At 69.5% G+C, this 15372-nt stretch carries 14 protein-coding genes and 1 pseudogene; 5 read left to right on the top strand and 10 right to left on the bottom strand.

Translation table 11 applies throughout. The annotated features are described in order from the left end of the window. Positions 1-65: 65 nt before the first annotated feature. From OO71_RS07995 to OO71_RS08010, 4 genes are all read right to left on the bottom strand, one after another. The gene (locus OO71_RS07995; protein WP_033288978.1) at positions 66-482 is read right to left on the bottom strand and encodes a Rid family hydrolase; all 417 of its coding nucleotides are present in this window, start codon (positions 480-482) and stop codon (positions 66-68) included. A gap of 111 nt (positions 483-593) precedes the next feature. After that, complete coding sequence (locus OO71_RS08000) at positions 594-1673, bottom strand: NADH:flavin oxidoreductase/NADH oxidase (protein ID WP_033288979.1); 1080 nt, start codon at positions 1671-1673, stop codon at positions 594-596. A 14-nt stretch (positions 1674-1687) separates the two neighbouring features. Next, positions 1688-2263, bottom strand: a complete 576-nt coding sequence (locus OO71_RS47175; RefSeq protein WP_051791261.1) for an EthD family reductase — start codon at positions 2261-2263, stop codon at positions 1688-1690. A 25-nt stretch (positions 2264-2288) separates the two neighbouring features. Further along, positions 2289-2942: an HD domain-containing protein gene (locus OO71_RS08010; protein WP_033288980.1), complete on the bottom strand. Its 654-nt coding sequence runs from the start codon at positions 2940-2942 to the stop codon at positions 2289-2291. A 72-nt stretch (positions 2943-3014) separates the two neighbouring features. On the opposite strand from OO71_RS08010, the gene OO71_RS08015 reads away from it, so the two are divergent. Beyond that, positions 3015-3962 carry a GlxA family transcriptional regulator gene (locus OO71_RS08015; RefSeq protein ID WP_033288981.1) on the top strand — a complete coding sequence of 316 codons (948 nt, stop codon included), beginning with the start codon at positions 3015-3017 and terminating at the stop codon, positions 3960-3962. Here the strand turns inward: OO71_RS08015 and OO71_RS08020 are convergent. After that, complete coding sequence (locus tag OO71_RS08020) at positions 3952-5271, bottom strand: MFS transporter (protein ID WP_063740020.1); 1320 nt, start codon at positions 5269-5271, stop codon at positions 3952-3954. The genes OO71_RS08015 and OO71_RS08020 overlap by 11 nt on opposite strands. A 227-nt stretch (positions 5272-5498) precedes the next feature. Here OO71_RS08020 and OO71_RS08025 point away from each other — a divergent pair, with 227 nt between their 5' ends. The 4 genes from OO71_RS08025 to OO71_RS08040 are packed head-to-tail and all read left to right on the top strand — an operon-like array spanning position 5499 to position 9735. After that, entirely contained in the window at positions 5499-6641 is a 1143-nt protein-coding gene (locus OO71_RS08025) for an acetyl-CoA C-acetyltransferase (protein ID WP_033288982.1), read from the top strand. 9 nt (positions 6642-6650) lie between these two features. Further along, entirely contained in the window at positions 6651-8207 is a 1557-nt protein-coding gene (locus OO71_RS08030) for a long-chain-fatty-acid--CoA ligase (RefSeq protein ID WP_051791262.1), read from the top strand. After that, entirely contained in the window at positions 8204-8962 is a 759-nt protein-coding gene (locus tag OO71_RS08035) for an SDR family NAD(P)-dependent oxidoreductase (protein ID WP_033288983.1), read from the top strand. Before OO71_RS08030 ends, OO71_RS08035 begins: the two co-directional genes overlap by 4 nt. 41 nt (positions 8963-9003) lie before the next feature. Next, positions 9004-9735, top strand: coding sequence for an SDR family NAD(P)-dependent oxidoreductase (locus OO71_RS08040; RefSeq protein WP_281178395.1), 732 nt, complete (start codon positions 9004-9006; stop codon positions 9733-9735). Between the two features lie 2 nt (positions 9736-9737). Here the strand turns inward: OO71_RS08040 and OO71_RS08045 are convergent, their stop codons facing one another. From OO71_RS08045 to OO71_RS08060, 5 genes and pseudogenes are all read right to left on the bottom strand, one after another. Continuing rightward, positions 9738-9944: a hypothetical protein gene (locus OO71_RS08045; RefSeq protein ID WP_033288984.1), complete on the bottom strand. Its 207-nt coding sequence runs from the start codon at positions 9942-9944 to the stop codon at positions 9738-9740. An 88-nt stretch (positions 9945-10032) separates the two neighbouring features. After that, positions 10033-11373: a sensor histidine kinase gene (locus tag OO71_RS08050; RefSeq protein WP_033288985.1), complete on the bottom strand. Its 1341-nt coding sequence runs from the start codon at positions 11371-11373 to the stop codon at positions 10033-10035. Beyond that, positions 11370-12050, bottom strand: a complete 681-nt coding sequence (locus OO71_RS49945) for a response regulator transcription factor (protein WP_033289156.1) — start codon at positions 12048-12050, stop codon at positions 11370-11372. The genes OO71_RS08050 and OO71_RS49945 overlap by 4 nt, the downstream gene beginning before the upstream one ends. A gap of 786 nt (positions 12051-12836) precedes the next feature. Beyond that, positions 12837-13070, bottom strand: a pseudogene (locus tag OO71_RS52015) (winged helix-turn-helix transcriptional regulator); the annotation flags it as partial. Between the two features lie 78 nt (positions 13071-13148). Continuing rightward, the gene (locus tag OO71_RS08060; RefSeq protein ID WP_033288986.1) at positions 13149-15350 is read right to left on the bottom strand and encodes a molybdopterin-containing oxidoreductase family protein; all 2202 of its coding nucleotides are present in this window, start codon (positions 15348-15350) and stop codon (positions 13149-13151) included. Between the last annotated feature and the right edge of the window lie 22 nt (positions 15351-15372).

The following is a 15372-nucleotide window of genomic DNA, read 5'->3' on the forward strand; positions in this document are numbered from 1 at the left end:
AAAACCTTCGAGGGACAGCGACGGGCTCCGGGACGGGTCGTCCCGGAGCCCGTGGTCGCGGATGGTCAGGACGGGTAGGCGGCGGTGGCGCGGATCTCGATGAGCAGACCGGGGCTCGCGAGGCCGCTGATGCCGATCAGCGACCAGCCGGGGTACGGCTGCCGGGTGATGAGGCGTTTCTTCGCGGCGAGGAAACCGGCCATGTGCTCGTGGATGTCGACGTGGTAGCTGGTGACGTCGACGAGCGCGGAGAGGTCGAGCTTCTCCAGCCGGAGGATCTCCTCGATGCGCCGGATGGCGATCTCGGTCTGCTCCTCGATGGTGTCGGCGATGACGCCGTCGGCGCGGCGGCCGACCGTGCCGGGGATGAACAGGAGATCACCGGTGCGGACGGCGGCGGAGTAACCGAAGCTCGCGAAGGCACCCCTGGTCTGGCCGAAGACCGGAGAGTCCTCTGGGATCTCGACGGCGTAGGAAGTCATTGCGGCGGAGCCCTTTCCTGGGTTGCGGGCGGATCCGGCAAGATCCGATGAATCAATGGTGACCCTCCGGAGCCGCGGCGACGAGTGGCAAGATTGCCCTCTTTCGAAAGATTATTGCCATTCGGCCCGCCGGTACTGCACCGGATAGGGCGCATCGGCGGCCGGTACCCCGAGCTCGTGCGCGGCTCGCAGCGGCCAGGCGGCTTCCCGCAACGCGACCCGGCCGAGGAGGATCACGTCGGCCGAACCCTCGTCCAGTACCTGCTGTGCCTGCGCGGGTTCGGTGATCAGCCCGACCGCGGCGGCCGGGGTGCCGGACTTCGCCCGGACTGCACGCGCGAACGGCACCTGGTACCCGGGGCCGACGGGGATCTGCTGGCGCGGGTCGTTGCCGCCGGAGCTGAGGTCGAACAGGTCGGCCCCGTGCCCCGCCAGCAGCGCGCACAGTTCCACGGTTTCCTCAGGCGACCATCCGCCGTCGACCCAATCGGTCGCGGAAACCCTTACCAGCAAAGGGGTTTCATCGGGTACAGCCGCCCGGACCGCGTCGACCACCCGTACCAGCAGCCGGATCCGGTTCTCGAACGAACCGCCGTACTCGTCGGTGCGTTTGTTGGACAACGGCGACAGGAACTCGTGTAGCAGATAGCCGTGCGCCGAATGCACCTCCACCGCCTCGAATCCGGCAGCGACGGCCCGTCGCGCGGAATCGGCGAACGCTTGCACTGTCGCGTCGAGGTCGGCGACCGTCATCGGGACCGGGGTGGCGAGCTTCCGGTACGGCTCGGCCGAGGGACCGTACGTGGTCCATCCGCCGTCCTCGGGCGGCACCGAAACCCCGCCACGCCACGGCGGCGTGGTCGATGCCTTGCGTCCGGCGTGCGCGAGCTGGATGGCCGGGACGGCGCCGTGTGCCTTGAGGAAACCGGTGATCGGCGCCCAGGCTTCGGCGTGCGTGTCGGTCCAGATTCCGGTGTCCCCGGGGGTGATCCGGCCTTCGGCGGCGACCGCGGTGGCCTCGGTCATCACCAGGCCGAACCCGCCGGTGGCGCGGGCGCCGAGGTGCACCAGGTGCCAGGGCAGCGGAATCCCGTCCCGCGCCTCGACGGAGTACTGGCACATCGGGGCGAGCCAGATGCGGTTGCGGGCCGTCACGCCGCGGAGGGTGATCGGGTCGAACAAGGTCGTCATGGGTGGCCGTCCGGTCAGCGGATACGTCGGGTGTGGGTGAGGAAGGCGCGGACCGAGCCGCCGGCTTCCGTGACGGCGGCGTGCACGGCCGGTCCGGCGGACAGCGTGGTGCAGATGGTGAGGATCCGCGCCGGTGCCGCGGCTTCGCGAGCCAGCCGGGGCCGGTCCATCAGCCGCCCGTTCGCCGGTTCGGTGCCGACGAAGCCGGTGACCGGCAGGTCGGCGACCGCGTCGACGAAGACCTGCGGGTCGAACGCGCCCAGTACCCAGACCTTCGCTTCCGCCTCGTAGCTCTCGACGTTGTCCGCCGAGAACCCGGTGAGCGCGCCGAGGAACCGGGGTTCGTCGTCGGCGAGCAGGCCCGCCACCCGCCGGGCGCTGTCCGGATCGGCCGCGTCGTCGTCCCAGAGCTCCGCGAACCCGTCCACGTCCCGCTCGCCCTCCGGCGCGACGACCGGGTTCTGCACGTACTCCTTGAGCCCGGGCAGATCCACGACGATGTTCGCGTGCGGTCCGGCCCAGTGGTCGTCGAACGCGCGGAAGTCCAGGTCCGGTCGCTTCCGGATGAGGATGAGCCGTTTCTTCAGCACAGGCAGCCTTTCGAGGGTCGGATTTTCAGTCGTCCCAGCGGGAAGTGCGGCAGGAGTGCTCCAGCCGGGTGCGGCCGAAGTCCTCGCGTTCGCGGAGGAATTCGCCGGGAATCGCATACCGCGGGGCGTTCTTGGGGTGTTTCGCGGCCTGCGCGACGATCGCGTCGGTGAGCGATCGCAGCATGGCCAGCCGGGGGTAGGCCGTGTGGATGACGTCGGCGTCGTCGTCGGTGACCGCGTCCAGGTGGTTGCCGCCGAGCGGGCCGCCGAAATCGAGGGCGACCCCTTCGCGGACGAGGATGCACAGGGTGCCGCGACGTTCCGCGATCCCCGGCGAGGTGTGCAGGGCGATGGCCTGCCACACCTGGTCGACGTCGGCGGCCGGGGCACCTTGTCCGGTCAGGAATTCGGCGGCCCGGTCGGCGCCCTCGACCTCGAACCGCTGGCGGTGTGCGCCGTCGGTGGCCACGCCGATGTCGTGCAGGGTGCAAGCGGTGAACAGCAGGTCGTCGTCGTAGTCGCGGCCGGCGGTCCAGCCGAAGCGCGGTGCGGCCAGGCGCGCGAAGAGGTAGCTGCGGACGGAGTGGTTGAACACCGACGGCGATTCCACCGGCCGGGCCAGCTCGAGGGCGGCGCGGGCCACCGGGGTGTCCGGCAGCGCGATGAGGGGAGTGGTCATACCGGCCAGCCTCGCCCGCTCGGAGGCCGACCGGCGAGTGGCAAGATTGACTCTTTCCGCTAGATTATTGCCATGACGGTGCACCGCGTCGCCGTGCTGGCGCTGGACGGGCTCACCCCGCTCGACCTGGCCATCCCGGCGCAGATCTTCCAGTCCCGGCCGGAAACCCCGTACGAGGTCACGGTGTGCGCGCTGGGTTCCCCGGTTGCCACCACGGCCGGTTTCGGCCTGGTCGCCGAGGGTGGCCTGGCGCAGGTCCGGGCCGCCGACACGGTGGTGGTACCCGGATTCGACCCGGGTGCGCAGCCGCCGTTCCGGCGTCCGCCGGATGCCGTGCTGGAAGCCCTCGCCGACGCCCGCGACCGGGGCAAGCGGGTGGTGTCGATCTGCACGGGCGCGTTCGCGCTGGCCGCGGCGGGCGTACTGGACGGACTGCACGCGACCACGCACTGGCTGCACATCGACGAGCTCGAACGCACGTTTCCGGAGGTGCGGGTCGATCGTGACGTGCTCTATGTCGACGAGGGTGACGTGCTCACGTCGGCCGGGGTGTGCTGCGGGATCGACCTGTGCCTGCACATCGTCCGCCGCGACCTGGGCGCGATGGTCGCCAACCGGATCGCCCGCGGCCTGGTCGCCGCGCCGCACCGCGACGGCGGGCAGGCCCAGTACGTACCGGCGCCGGTCGCGGAGGCGGGGGAGGCGACCCTCGCCGAAACCCGCGGCTGGGCGCTGGAACGGCTCGACGATCCGCTCACCCTCGTCGCCCTCGCCCGGCACGCGGGCCTGTCCCAGCGCACGTTCATGCGCCGGTTCGCCGACGAGACCGGCACGACGCCGTTGCAGTGGCTGCTCAACGCCCGGGTCGGGCGCGCCCGCGAACTGCTGGAGACCACCGAGCATTCGGTGGACCGGGTGGCGCGGGACAGCGGGCTGGGTACGGCGGCGAACCTGCGGCTGCATTTCCGCCGCGTGCTGGGTACCACGCCCACCGCGTACCGGCGGGCGTTCACGCATTGACGTCATCCGTGACGAGCACCGGTTGCGGGACGCGTTTCCCGGCGGCAAGGGCCAGCAGGCTGAGCACCCCGATCCCGACCAGGAACAGCAGGATCAGGCCGTGCCCGCCGTTGCTCGCGGCCAGCAGCGACGCCAGGATCACCGGGACGAAGCCGCCGCCGACCGTCGACGCGCTCTGGTAGCCGAGCGACGCCCCGGTGTAGCGAGAGCGGGTCGCGAACTGCTCGCTGAGGTACGCGCCGGTGGGGCCGAACAGCGGTCCGACCGCGAAGCCGTACATCACCACGAAGGCCAGCATCGTTTTCCCGGTCTCGCCCGAGCTGATCAGCTGCAGGAACGGGTACGCGAAGAGGGAGCCGACGATTACGCCGAACGCCAGCACGGCTCGTCGTCCGAAGCGGTCGGACGCGGCACCGCCCAGGATTTCGCCTGCTACACAGACAATTCCGCCGACGACCTGGATGCCGAGCACCACCGAGACGTCGAGGCCGTGGTCGCGCGAATACGTGAGGCTGAACGAGCCGACCAGGCTGTTGAACGTGAACGACGCCAGCAGCGCAAGGAAGGCGAGAATGAGCGGGCGGGGCGAGCGCAGCACTTCCCACAGCGGGATTTTCGGCGTCTCGCCGCTTTCCTGCTGCCGGCGTTTCTCCGCCACGAACAGCGGCGACTCCGAGATCCGCAGCCGCGTCCACAAGCCGATGCCGACGAGCACCGCGCTGAGCAGGAACGGCAGCCGCCAGCCCCACGAGAAGAACTGGTCTCGCGGCATGAGCGTGAAGAGCCCCAGCACCCCGGCGGCGAGCGCGGTACCGGTCGGGCCACCGGCGGCGCTGAAACTGGCGGCGAAACCGCGGCGGTGCGGTGGCGCGTGTTCGAAGGCCATCAGCGAGGCGCCACCCCATTCGCCGCCGACCGAAATCCCTTGCAGGACCCGGAGCAGGACCAGCAGCACCGGGGCGAGCGCGCCGACCTGCTGGCTCGTCGGCAGCACCCCGATCAGCGTGGTGGAGGCGCCCATCATGAGCAGCGACACCACCAGTACCGACTTGCGGCCGAGCCGGTCGCCGAAGTGCCCGAACAGGACCGCGCCGAGCGGACGGCTCACGTAGCCCACGGCGAGGGTGGCGAGCGAGGCAATCGTGCCCGCGACCGGGGAGAGGTTGCTGAAGAAGAGCTTGTTGAAGACCAGGCTGGAGGCGGTGACGTACAGCAGGAAGTCGTAGTACTCGACCGCGCTGCCGAGGTAGCTGGCGAGCAGGACCCGGCGCAGCTCGCGCCGGTTCGGGTCGTTACCGGATGAGGTCATCGGGGAGCTCCTGGGTTACCACGTCGTCGGGGTGTCTGCGACCGGGCGGACGAGTCGAAGGGTAAGCGACCTGGACAGGAAGCTCAAGGTCCAACATTTAACTCACCCCGGTCCAGTGCTGGTCGAGCGCGCTGTGTTGCGAGGCGGTGGCAAATGTCGGACCTTGAAATGCTTGTCCACACGTTCTACGGTGAGGGCTCCCGGTCAGTCGAGCGAGTAGGAGTGCGATGGCAGGCGCGTACATCATCGACGCGGTGCGGACGGCGGTCGGCCGTCGTGGCGGCAGGCTGGCCGGAGAGCATCCGGCCGACCTCGGCGCCGCGGTGCTCACCGCGCTGGTCGAGCGCACGGGCATCGACCCGGCGGAGGTCGACGACGTCATTTTCGGCTGCCTCGACCAGCTCGGTACCCAGTCCGCCAACGTCGCCCGCACGTGCTGGCTGGCGGCCGGGCTGCCGGAAACCGTGCCGGGCGTGACAATCGACCGCCAGTGCGGTTCTTCGCAACAGGCAGTGCACTTCGCGGCACAAGGCGTGTTGAGCGGAACGCAAGATCTCGTGATCGCCGGTGGAGTGCAGAGCATGAGCACGGTGCCGATGCAGGCCAGCTGGCAGACGGCGGAGGTCCCCGACCCGTTCAGCGGGTCCACCGGCTGGCGCGCGCGGTTCGGGGACGAGGAAATCACCCAGTTCCACGGCGCCGAGCTGATCGCGGAAAAATGGGGGCTCGAACGGCGTCGGCTCGAAGAATTCGCCCTGGAAAGCCATCGGCGGGCGGCTGCGGCAGTCGATAGTGGACGGTTCGCCGCGCAGATCGTTGCGGTGGGCGGGGTAACGGCCGACGAGGGTCCGCGTCGCGACACGAGCCTGGAGAAAATGGCTACGCTGCAACCACTTCGGCCCGGCGGGCGGATCACTGCTGCGGTGGCGAGCCAGCTTTCCGATGGGGCGTCGGCAATGTTGATCGCGTCGGAGGATGCGGTGCGCCGGTACGGCTTGAAACCGCGAGCGCGCATTCGGGCGCTGACCGTGGTGGGCGACGACCCGGTGCTGATGCTGACCGGCCCGATCCCGGCCACCCGGAAGGTGCTGGACCGCGCCGGATTGGGGCTCGCCGACGTCGACCTGTTCGAGGTCAACGAAGCGTTTGCGCCGGTGGTGCTTGCCTGGCAGGCGGAAACCGGCGGGAGTCCGGAAAGGACGAACGTGAACGGCGGCGCGATCGCGCTCGGGCATCCGCTCGGGGCCACCGGCGTGCGCATCATGACCGACCTGCTGTCCGAGCTCGAACGCCGCGACGCGCGGTTCGGGCTGCAGACCATGTGCGAGGGCGGCGGCCTGGCCAATGCCACTGTCATCGAACGGCTCTGAGGAGTGCCCATGACTTCGTGGACCGGGCCGGGGGACGTCGTGTTCCCCGGCACCATGATGGACGAACCGTTGCTGCTCAAGAGCATTGTCGAGCGGGCCGGTCTGATGTTCGGCGACCAGCGGGTGGTCGGGTACACCGGCGAGGGCCCCGTCGAGCGCACCTACGCCGAGCTGGTCACCCGGGTACGCAAGCTGGCGTCCGCGCTCGTGCGGTCCGGCGTGCAGGTGGGCGATCGCGTGGCGACGGTGGCCTGGAATACCTTGGAGCATCTCGAATTGTTCCTTGCGGTGCCGTCGATCGGGGCGGTGCTGACGCCGTTGAATGTGCGGCTGCACACCGATGAGCTGACTTACATTCTCGAACACGCCCAGCCGAAGCTTGTGTTCGCCGAGGAATCGTTCACCGACCGGATTTCCGCGGACGTGATCGTCCTCGGCGAGGCTTACGAAAAGTTCCTCGCCGACGGTGACCCGCGGTTCGAATTCCCCCGTATTCCCGAGGAATCGGCCTGCACGCTGTGCTACACGGGCGGGACGACCGGGTTGCCGAAGGGGGTCGCGTACACCCATCGCTCGACGGTGCTGCACACGTTGCTGGAAAGCCTCCCGGACTATTACGCCTTCTCGGAATCGGACGTGACGGTTCCGTTCGTGCCGATTTTCCACGCCAATGCGTGGGGAATCCCGTACGCGTCGCTGATGGCCGGTGCGCGACTGGTGATGCCGGGACCATTCACGGCACCGCAGGACATGGTGCGCATTCTTGCCGAGCAACGGGCGACGTATTCGGCCGGCGTGCCCACGATCTGGCACGGCGTGGCGCAATTGCCGGAACTGCCGGACCTTTCGTCGCTGCGCATGGTCGTGGCGGGTGGTTCGCCGTTGAGCGAACGGTTCCTCACGCGGTTCGACGAGCTGGGTGTCCCGGTGGTGCAAGGGTTCGGCATGACCGAGGCGAACCCGCTCGTGTCCATCGGCAGCGTGCCGGTGCGCTCGACGGCCACCGGCGGCGATCGGATGCGGATCCGGTTGTCGCAGGGCCGTCCGGTGCCGTTCGTCGAGGTGCGGATCGACGCCGAGGACGGGGAACTGCAGCTGCGCGGGGCGACCGTGACGGCGCGGTACCACGGGCAGACCGGTGGATCGGACAAGTTCACCGCGGACGGGTGGATGCGTACTGGGGACGTTGCCGAGATCTCCGCGGAGGGCGTCGTCCGGATCATCGACCGGACCAAGGACATGATCAAGTCCGGCGGCGAGTGGATTCCGTCCGTGGAACTGGAAGACGCGATTGCCGGACATCCGGCGGTGGCCGAGGCCGCGGTGGTCGCCGTCGACGACGACCGCTGGGGTGAGCGGCCGGCGGCGTTCGTGGTCCTGCGTCCCGGCGCGGATCTTTCCGCGGATGCCCTGCGCGAGCACCTCGCGCCGCGCGTGGCGAAGTGGTGGATTCCCGACGTCGTCCGCTTCGGCGACGGCATTCCCCGGACCAGCCTGGGCAAGCTCGACAAGAAGGCGGTGCGCCTGCTCGTCACCGCCGCCACCGAGGAGAGGAAGCAACCGTGAGCGATGTGCTCAAGGGGAAAGTCGCGGTGGTCACCGGCGGTGGCCGCGGCCTCGGCCGGGCGTTCGCGCACGCGCTGGGTGCCGAGGGCGCGAACGTCGTCGTCGCTTCCCGCCGTAAGGAGGACCTCGACCGGGTGGTGGCCGAAGCGGCCGAGCGCGGGTACGAGGCATGGGCGCGGCCGACCGACGTGATGTCCGAGGAATCGGTGGACGGCCTGATCGCGGAGGCCGCCGACCATTTCGGCAGTCTCGACATTCTCGTGAACAATTCCGGCGTGATCACGTCGAAACCGATGATCGACACGACCACGGAGGAATGGGATGCCATCATCGGAACGAACCTGCGCGGTACCTTTCTCGCCGCCCGGGCCGCCGGACGACATCTGATCGCGGCCGGGCGCGGCGGGAAGATCGTCAACATCGCGTCGAACTTCGGGCTCAAGGGAATTCCGCACCACGTCGCGTATTCGGCGTCGAAAGCGGGGGCGATCGGGCTCACCAGGTCGCTGGCGGTGGAATGGGCACGGTACGGTATCCAGGTCAATGCGCTGGCGCCGGGCTATTTCCGCACGGACATGAACGCGGAAATGCGCGCCGACGAGGAACTGACCCGCAAGATCCTGCGCACGGTCCCGGCCCGTCGCCTGGGTGCCGCCGAGGAACTGTCCACCTGGATCGTCGCTTTGTCCGGCCCGGCCTCGGATTTCATGACCGGCGAGGTCATCGTCATCGACGGCGGGCAAACAATTTCCTGAGGAGGATCACCATTTCCACGCACAACGAACAGCGCGTCGCCCTGGTCACCGGTGGGACCGGCGGCGTCGGGTCCTCGGTCTGCGAAGGCCTGGCCGCCAAGGGTTTCCGTGTTGCGTTCACCTATCACCGCAATGCCGAGAAAGCCGCTGCAGTGGAGAAGAAACTCGGCGGCGAAGCGCTGTCGGGTAATCCGGATTTCGCGGTGGCGGCCGAGGCGGATGCTTTCGTCGCCGAGGTGATCGACACTTTCGGCCGGGTGGACGCGGTGGTACATGCGTCCGGTCCGTATGTCGACCAGCGATTCGTCAGCACATTCACGTCGGAACAATTCCACCGGCATGTACAACAGGAACTCACCGCATTCTTCGAACTCGTGCGGACGACGTTGCCGCACCTGCGCGCCAGCGCGGGCTCACTCACCGCGGTCACCACGATGGCCTTGCGCCGGTACCCCGCACGGGATGCGTTGTCGTCCGTTCCGAAGGGCGGGATCGAGGCCTTGATCAAGGCGGTTGCGTTGGAGGAGGGTCGGTTCGGTATCCGCGCGAACGCGGTCGGGCCGGGTGTGCTGGCGGACGGGATGGGGGTCGGCCTCGCCGCGACCGGTGATGTTCCGCCGGAGATGCGTGCGGCGGTGGAGCGGCAGATGCCCTTGCGGCGGTTGGGTTTGGGTTCGGAGGTGGCGGCGGTGGTGTGTTTCTTGGCCGCCGAAGCGTCGTATGTGACCGGTCAGACGATCGATGTCGATGGTGGGTACGGGATCGGGTTTTGAGGTCACCTGCCGAACGCGGCATCCGCGAGCCGGGAAAGGCGGTAGCGCGCAAGGCGGTGCAGCATTTCGCTCATTGCTTCCGGGACGATCTGCCCTTCGAGATCCCGGGCGGCAATGCGGACCACGCTCCGGACGGCATCCGGGGAAAACCGACCGGCGAATTCGCCGGTGAGCCAGTCACTCACTTCGGCACACGCTTCCGCGGTCATGGTTCCTCGATTCTGCCGTAATCCCCTCGGAGCCATTCTTTCCCGCGGCCGCACGCCCGGACCTGACGATCGGCTGACGATCGCGGGTTCAGACCGGCGCTTCGGGTAGTTCCACCACGAACCGGGCACCGCCACCCGGCCGGTCTTCGACCCATACCCGGCCGTCGTGGCGGTGTACGTGGTCGGCGACGATTGCCAGGCCGAGGCCGGTTCCGGCGCCCGAGTCGCGGCGACCGGCGTGCACGCCGCGGGCGAACCGTTCGAAAACGCGTTCGCGCAGGTCCGCGGGCACGCCGTCACCCGCGTCGTCCACTTCCAGCCGGATCACGCCGTCGCGCCGGTGCGCGGCGACCCGGACGGCCCCGCCGCCGTACCGGGACGCGTTGTCCAGCAGGTTCGCCAGCACACGGTCGAGGCGGCGGCGATCGGCGGACACCAGCAGCGGTTCCGGATCCAGGTCCAGCACCGGTGGCGGTCCACCCGCGACGCCGTGCCGGACGAGCGGGACAACGTCGACCAGCTCGCGGTCGTCGGCGGGGTCCGGCCGGTCCGCCGCGGAGATCTCGATCAGGTCGAGCACCATCCGCTGGAACCGGTGCAGTTCGGCCAGCAGCAGCCGCAGGGCTTTCTGCGCGGGCGCGGGCATGGTGTCGCGGCGGCGGTCGAGGACTTCCGCGACGGTCGTCATCGTCGTCAGGGGCGACCGCAGCTCGTGGCTCACGTCCGCGGCGAACCGGGCGTCCCGGCGCACCCGCTGCTCCAGCGATTCGGCGGTCGTGTTGAAGGTGGCGGCCAGCGGCGCGAGATCAGGGTCGGCCTGTTCGGGCAGCCGCGCCCGCAGGTCGCCGCGCGCGATCCGGGCGGCGACCTCGGTGAACGTCGTCAGCGGCCGGAGCGCCCGCCGGGCCGACCACGCACCGAGCCCGACGCCGAGAATTCCGCACGCGACAGTTCCGGCGATCAGCAGGACCCGCAGGTACCGGAAGGTCTTTTCCAGTTCCAGCAACGGATAAAGCTCCACATACAGGCCGTCGGACAGCGGCAGCGCGACCGCGAGCACCGGAATCCCGTCGGCGGTGAAGCGCTGCCGGGCCGGTGCGTCGGCAAGCAAGCTGGGCGGGAGTGTCTCCGGCCCGATCGGACGGCCCGTGGTGCGCCAGCCACCGGCGCGGGACACCAGGATCGTCGAGTCCGGGCCGGTGGAGAACCCCGTGAGCAGCTCGTCGATGCTGTCCGGACGGCTGCGGATCGCCGCCTCGACCAGGCGCACGTTGACCTGGGACTGCCGGTCGGCGCTCTGCTCGCGCTGGCTCAGCATGTACCCGGTGGTGAGGTGCCACGTGGCCAGCGACAGCACGCTGACCACCAGCACCAGACCGAGGCCGAACACCGCGGAAACCCGCCAGCGCAGGGAAAGCGTCCGCTTCACGGCTGCGGTTCGACGCGGTAGCCGATTCCGCGGACGGTCAGCACCAGGCGCGGCGCGTCAGGATCGGGCTCGACCTTGCGGCGCAGCCGCCGGATGTGCACGTCGAGCAGCCGGGTGTCGCCGAAGTAGTCGTGCCCCCACACGCGCTGCAGCAACTGTTCCCGCGTGACGACCTGCCCCTCCGCCGCCGCGAGTTCCGACAGCAGACGGAATTCCGTGCGGGTGAGGTGGATGCGGGTGCCGGCCCGCGACGCACTTTCGTCGTCCGGATGCAGCAGCAGATCCGCGATCCGCAGGTGCACCGGCCGGGCCGGGGCGGTCCGGCGCAGCAACGCGCGAATCCGCGCGGCGAGTTCCCCGGCCACCAGCGGTTTGGTCACGTAGTCGTCCGCGCCCGCTTCCAGCCCGGCAATGACGTCCTGGCTGTCCGTTCGGGCAGTGATCACGATCACCGGGAGATTGCCCCGCTTGCGCAGCTCGCGGCACACGGTGAGGCCGTCGATTCCGGGCAGCATCAGGTCGAGCAGCACGACCTCCGCAGGCACCGTTTCCAGCGCTGCCAGCGCTTCTTCCCCGGACGCCGTCGGCGTCACGGCGAAACCCTCGTCCGAGAGCGCGAGGACGAGCGCCTCGCTGATCATCGCGTCGTCTTCGACCAGCAGGACTTGCACGGCCATCGTGTTCGGTTCCTCTGTCGCGGAAAACCCATGCCCGGCGAAAGTGTTGCATACTGCAATAGTGAGCAATGGGCGGGACGCGGGATGAGCGGGCGGCGGCACTTCGGCCGGATCGATCCGTACTGCTGGCTTGCCGTGGTGCCGTTGCTGGCCGTGGCGGCGCTGCTGATCGCGCTGGGCGCGGTGATCGTCGGGCTGGTGTGCGTGGCCTTCGCCGGGTTGCTCCTGCTGTTCGATTCGTGGGCGAACCGCCCGGACCCGCATGATTCGCGGGGGAACCGGCCGGACCCGCATGATTCGCGGGCGAACCGGCCAGACCCGCGGGATCGGCCGGATCCACCGGACCGGCGCAGCACCGCGGTCACCCAGGTACCGCCGTGGGCGCGTAGTAGCGGTTCGTCCCCAGCCACCCGATCGTCCGCCGCACGGCCTCGCGATCGCCGCTGAACCGGATCGGTCGCGGACCGCGTCGAGCCAGCTGGTGTGCCCGAGCCAGGCGTCGGCCAGCGCCGACGGTGCGCAGGTGATCCCGGCGGCCACCGGCAGCCGCGGGTCCTGCGCGGTGACGTGCACCCGGCGCGCCGAAAGGGCCAGCCACCACCAGCGCGGGCCCCGGGTTTCGCTGAAGCTGAAATGCAGGCTGACCGGGTCCGCAGGCAGGGTGCCGACGTCGATTCCGCGGGCGATGTCGCGCAGCAGCCCGCCGGGGTCGAAGCCACCTCGCCGCGGCAGCCGCCGCCGGGACCACCGGCCGAGTACGTCGAGGACTTCCTCCAGCTCCTGCCCCGCTTCGGTGAGCTCGCAGTGCACCGGGACGCTCCCGGAGACGGTGACGAGACCGGCGGCGGACAGCTGTCGCAAGCGTTTGCCGAGGAGGCTGCGGGACAGTCCGGGCAGTCCAATGGCCAGTTCGGGCAGCGTGGCGGCGCCGTGGAGGAGTTCGCGCACGATCAGCAGCGTCCAGGGCTCACCGAAGATCTCGGCCGCGCCGGCGACCGGGCAGTGCTGCCCGTAGCGCATCACCGCCCCCGTACTGCATTGTCCACGACGTCATTCTGGCCGGTCAGCGCGGCCATGCACCTGACGCTTTCCTGACGATCAGTCCCGGGTGATCTCGCAGAGTGACGCGCGCAGCGGGGAACTGCCGCTGATCGGGTCGCTCGGCGTCTGGCTCAGTACGAGGTTGAGGTTGGCGCTGCCGTCGCCGAACGGCGGGTAGCCCGGTTGTCCCAGGTCGCCCGCCGGTTGCCACCAGCCGTGCTGGCCGCAGACGACGCCCGGGTCCAGGTTGACGTTGAACTTCGCCCGCGCGCGGATGCTGCCCTTGGGCGTCTCCAGCCGGACCCAGTCACCGGCGCTGATATTGCGGGCGGCTGCGGTGTCCGGATGCAGTTCGACCTGCGGTTCGGGCGCGGATTTGCGCAGGCTGGTGATCTCGCGGTGCTGGGTTTCGCAGAAGAACAGCGATTTCGCGCAGGTGAGGACCAGCGGGTAACGCGCGGCCAGGTCCGGGCGGGAGAGCGGGCTGAGTGACGGTTCGGCGTAGGTCGGTAGCGGAGGGTAGCCGTGCTGGCGCAGGGTTTCCGAGTAGAGCTCGACGACCCCGGACGGCGTCCGGAAGCCGCGTTGCTCGTATTTGCGGTGGACCGTTTCCAGCGGCAGGCGGATACCTTCCGGGGCCGCGCGCAGCTGGTCGAGCGTGACTCCGCTGGGGGCGAGTTGGTGGCGCCAGGCCGCGTCGAGGTCGCCGTCGAAAAACTGCGCGCCCAGTCCGAGGGCGACCGCGAGGTCGAAGATGATCCGCAGATCCGACCTGGCCTCGCCGCGCGGGGCGACCAATTGTTGTCGCAATTGGACAGTGGACTGCGCGGCCTGGCTGGTTTCGAAGCCCATTCGCAACGCCTCGGCCTCCCACGCGCTCGTTGCCGGGAGTACGAGATCCGCTTGCGCTGCAGTCGGATTCAGGAACAGATCGGTGTGGACGAAGAAATCCAGCGCGGCGAGGGCGTCGCGGCCGCGGGCGCTGTCGCCGTGGGCCATCACCAGGTTGGCGCCGAAGTTGACCAGCGCGCGGGCGCGGTACGGCACGCCGTCCAAGGCTGCGCGGTAGAAGTCCTCGCCGGTGACGAACTCGTACCGCGCCGGGCCCAACGGCCGGTCGTCGACCCCGATGGCGCGCGTTCCCGGCGGCCGCAGGTCCATGCCGTCGATCGGGTTGGCCGGAATCGGGGTGAAGAGGACGTTTCCACCCGGTTTGTCGAGGGAGCCGGTGAGGGCGTAGAGCTGGCTGATGGCGCGGACCGTCTGGGTCGCGTTGCTGTGCTGCTCCAGCCCGCTCCAGGTGTAGAACGCGACCGGCCGCGCCTCCCACAGCAGCCGCGCGACGGCGACGATCTGCTCGGCCGGGACGCCAGTGATCCGCTCGGCCTCTTCGGGGGTCAGGCAGCTTTCGGCCAGCAGGTCCCAGACCGCGCGAGTCGGCGCGTCGGTGGTCGTACCGGGGGCCAGCAGCTCGCCGGTATCAGTGCGGACCAGCCAGGACGCGTTGGTCCACTTCTCGACGAATTCCTTGTCGTACCAATCGTTTTCGATCATCACGCGGGTGATGGCCAGCGCCAGCGCGGCGTCCGTGCCGGGACGGACGCGTAACCACTGGTCGGCCTTGCTGGCGAGCCCGGCACGACGTGGGTCGACCACGACGAGCTTCGCGCCACGCCGCCGGGCAGCAGTGGTCGCAGTGGCGTGCGCGAGCCGGGACACCGACGGGTTGTAACCCCAGTACAGGATGCATCCGGCCTGGTCGAGATCGGGCAGGTAGGCGCCGGGAACCGGCTCGCCCCAGGTGTACATCGTCGCGAAATAGCGGCCCCAGCCGCACAATTCCATATACCCGAGGAGATTCGGGCTGCCGAAGGCGCGCCGGAGCCGGACGAGCCAGTCGATGGAATCCGACATTGCCGACGTCGAGGGCGAAGCACTGCCGAACACCACCGCTTCCGGACCCGACTCGGAAGCGATGGCCGTGAGTTTCGCCGCGATGGTGGTCAGGGCTTCGTCCCAGCTGATGCGTTCCCAGCCCGGGTCGTCCGCGCTTTTCGGGGTGGTGCGGCGGAGTGGGTGGAGGAGACGTTCGGGATGCGCGACGATTTCCGGCGCGGCCTTGCCTTTGACGCAGATCGCCTGTCCGGTCGGATGTCCGGGCAGGGGGCGCAGGGCAAGGAGCCGTCCATTGTCGACGGTCGCGGTCGCCCCGCATCTCGACACGCACAGCGGACAGAACGTCGCTACGTCGGTTGCCATCCCGCACCTCCGATGCCGTGCC

The sequence above is a fragment of the Amycolatopsis jejuensis genome, from assembly GCF_000717335.1.
In the GTDB taxonomy this organism is placed as follows: domain Bacteria; phylum Actinomycetota; class Actinomycetes; order Mycobacteriales; family Pseudonocardiaceae; genus Amycolatopsis; species Amycolatopsis jejuensis.